This window comes from Parasynechococcus sp. (assembly GCF_042954245.1).
In the GTDB taxonomy this organism is placed as follows: Bacteria; Cyanobacteriota; Cyanobacteriia; order PCC-6307; family Cyanobiaceae; genus Parasynechococcus.
In genome coordinates this window covers 1-3,371 of sequence record NZ_JBGKDP010000124.1, presented here as the reverse complement: position 1 = coordinate 3,371, position 3,371 = coordinate 1, and the positions used below count along the sequence as shown (strand labels likewise).

The 3,371-nt window shown below is 62.4% G+C and carries 2 protein-coding genes and 1 pseudogene; 1 reads left to right on the top strand and 2 read right to left on the bottom strand.

The window, feature by feature from the left end; genetic code table 11:
* Window positions 1–136 precede the first annotated feature (136 nt).
* The gene (gene leuS, locus ACGVJ8_RS05645) at window positions 137–2,746 is read right to left on the bottom strand and encodes a leucine--tRNA ligase (RefSeq protein ID WP_392346214.1); all 2,610 of its coding nucleotides are present in this window, start codon (window positions 2,744–2,746) and stop codon (window positions 137–139) included.
* Window positions 2,747–2,792: 46 nt separating this feature from the next.
* On the bottom strand, window positions 2,793–3,029 hold the full coding sequence (locus tag ACGVJ8_RS05640) for a hypothetical protein (protein ID WP_392346212.1): 237 nt from the start codon (window positions 3,027–3,029) through the stop codon (window positions 2,793–2,795).
* A gap of 12 nt (window positions 3,030–3,041) precedes the next feature.
* Here ACGVJ8_RS05640 and ACGVJ8_RS05635 point away from each other — a divergent pair.
* Window positions 3,042–3,371, top strand: a pseudogene (locus ACGVJ8_RS05635) (diaminopimelate epimerase); the annotation flags it as partial.

Genomic DNA, 3,371 nt, shown 5'->3' with positions numbered 1-3,371 from the left:
CCTCGGGGATGGCACCGACGAATCCATCTTCTGGATTCTGCGTCACCTCACCGGCAACCAGCGTGGTTGCAGTGCCCAGGGCGACTGGAGCCAGCCCGCCTCGATGCGCTTCAGCAAAGGCTGATCCCGCCTGGGATCAGGGCACCAGGTTCACCAGTTTTCCGGGGACCACGATCACCCGCCGGGGGGCAGCTCCCTTCAACCATTTTTCGGCCACATCACTGGCCAGGGCCAGCTGTTCCAGCTCCTCCTTGTCGGCGGAGGCCGGAACCTGCAGCTTGCCCCGCACCTTGCCCTTCACCTGGATCACTACTTCAACGCTGTCTTGCACCAGAGCCGTTGGATCCAGAACCGGCCAGGTTTGACGGTGCACGCTGCCGCTTCCCCCAAGACGGCTCCAGAATTCCTCTGCTAGATGCGGCGCGAACGGAGCCAGCAGGCGAACCAGTCCTGAAAGAGCCTCCTGCAACACAGGAGCACTGAGGGCATCGATGCCCGTGGAGCTGATGGCATTGGAGAGCTTCATTAACTCGGAGATCGCCGTGTTCAGCTGAATCTCGTCACTGAGATCCTCGCTGACGGCTTCGATGGCCAGGTGCAGCGCCCGGCGTACGCCGCTGTCGGCATCGCTTAAATCGGTCGGCCGTTGCATCGGCTCGAGTGAGTCGATGCGGGCAGCACCCGCCTCAACAAGGCGCCAGAGCCGCTGCAGGAACCGGAACTGGCCTTCCACATCGGCGTCATCCCACTCCAAATCTTTCTCCGGCGGTGCCTTGAACAGGATGAACATGCGGGCCGTGTCTGCGCCGTAGCGGTCAATCACCGCCGCGGGGTCGACGCCGTTGTACTTCGACTTCGACATCTTCTCGAACAACACCTCGAGCTTGTCGCCGGTGTTGGGGTCCCTGGGGTCCTCAGGATCCGCCACGTCCGCTGGAGCGATGTACTTGCCGGTTGTCGCATTGCGGTAGGTGATGCCCTGCACCATGCCCTGGGTGAGGAGCCTTTCAAACGGTTCGTTGATGTCGATCAGGCCGCGATCCTTCAGCGCCTTGCTGAAGAAGCGCGCATAGAGCAGGTGCAGGATCGCGTGTTCGATGCCGCCCACGTATTGCTTCACAGGTAACCAGCGGTTCACCGCCTCCTTGCTGAAGGGTTTATCGGTGTTGTGGGGATCTGCGAACCGCAGGAAATACCAGGAGGAACACATGAAGGTGTCCATGGTGTCGGTTTCCCGTTTGGCCGGCTTGCCGCAGCAGGGGCACGCCACGTTGATCCAGTCGCTCTGCTGGCTCAAGGGCGAACCGCCCTTGCCCGAGAGATCAATACCCCGGGGCAGCTCCACCGGCAGGTCCTCGCGTGGCACAGGAACAGCACCGCAGTCATCGCAGTGGATGACGGGAATCGGGCAGCCCCAGTAGCGCTGACGCGAGATCAGCCAGTCGCGCAGGCGATAGGTGACCTTGCTGAGGGCCCAACCCTGCTCGGCGCCGTGGCCGGTGATAACGCTCTTGGCCTCGCTGGAGTCGGTGCCATCGAAGGCGCCGGAGTTGATCAGTGTTCCGGCATCCGTCCAGGCTTGACCTGCAGCGATGGCTTCAGCAGCTCCCTCGGCATCGATCACCTGCTGGATCAGCAGACCATTCGAGTGGGCAAAGGCGATGTCGCGCTGGTCGTGGGCCGGCACGCCCATCACGGCGCCGGTGCCGTACTCAGCCAGCACGTAGTCGGCGATCCACACCGGCAGCACCGCCCCCGTCAGGGGGTTGATCACTTGACTGCCGATGGGCACCCCCCGTTTGGGCCTGTCATCACTGGTGCGTTCGATCGTGCTGAGACGAGCTATCTCCTTTCGGAATGCCTCCACCGTGTCCTTCTGTTCAGTGCTGGTGAGGCTGTCGACCAGCTCGTTTTCCGGTGCTAGCACCACATAGCTCGCCCCAGCGAGGGTGTCGGGGCGGGTGGTGAACACGGTGATCGTCTGATCGTTTTTGCCTTCGATTGAGAAGACGATCTCCGCCCCTTCGGAGCGGCCGATCCAGTTGGCCTGCATAATTCGCACCCGTTCCGGCCAGCCCTTGAGGGCGTCCAGATCGTTGAGCAGCGGTTCGGCGTAGTCGGTGATGCGCAGGAACCACTGGTTCAGCTGGCGTTGTTCCACCAGGGCTCCGGAGCGCCAGGAGCGGCCGTCACCATCCACCTGCTCATTGGCCAGCACGGTCTGGTCGACGGGATCCCAGTTGACGGTGGCGTTCTTGCGATAGGCCAGCCCCCCTTCGAGCAGTTCAAGGAATAGCCACTGGGTCCAGCGGTAGTAGTCGCTGTGGCAGGTCGCCTGCTCGCGGCTCCAGTCGATCGACAAGCCAAGCCGGTCCAGCTGCGACCGCATCTGATCGATGTTGCGGTCGGTCCACTCGCCGGGGTCCACATAGCGTTCGATCGCCGCGTTTTCAGCGGGGAGTCCGAAGGCATCCCAGCCCATCGGATGCAGCACGGCATGACCCCGCATCCGTTGAAACCGGGCGATCACATCGGTGATCACGTAGTTGCGCACATGGCCCATATGCAGGCTTCCCGAGGGGTACGGGAACATCGACAGGGCAAAGAAGCCCGGCTTCCCACTGCCTTCTTCTGTGATGTCTACTCCATCCGCCTTCCAGCTCTCCTGCCAGCGCTGCTCCAGCGCTGTGGGGTCATAACGACCGGTCTGGGCACTGGCGTCGACGGCAGAATTGGCAGCGTTCACGGAACCAGCGCTCGGCAAGGTTGCGATCGTGCCACATGCCTGGTGTTCAGCCGAGGGAGCGGATCACGCTGATCTGACGACGGTTGATCAACACGGGCCGGCTGGTGCCCGCACGTTCGATGGCCAGAAATTCAGGGTCCTGCCAGATAAGACGCCCCTCGATGGGCTCCTGTCCCATCACCGCAATGCTGAGGGGAAGCTGTTCACGGATCCAGCTCCGCAGCAACCGAACCCCCGGAAGGCTTGGATTGAGTGGAGATGTTTCCATAGGATTCGGGGGCAATACCGGCCACGCATGCTGCAGTTCAGCAAATATCAGGGACTTGGTAACGACTTCCTGATATTTGAAGGCCGGCAGGGACAACTGCCCGATGCCATCAGCAATCCCGATCCCGCCTGGGTGCGGCGCATTTGTGATCGATGCTTCGGCGTGGGCGGCGATGGCCTGATCCTGGCGCTGCCCCCTCAGGCGGAGGGCGAACTGCGGATGCGGATTCTCAATGCCGATGGCAGTGAGGCCGAAATGTGTGGCAATGGCATTCGCTGCCTGGCCCGCTACCTGGCCGATACCGATGGTGAGGCTCCGGGCCGCCGCTGGGACATCGAAACCCTGGCGGGAATGATT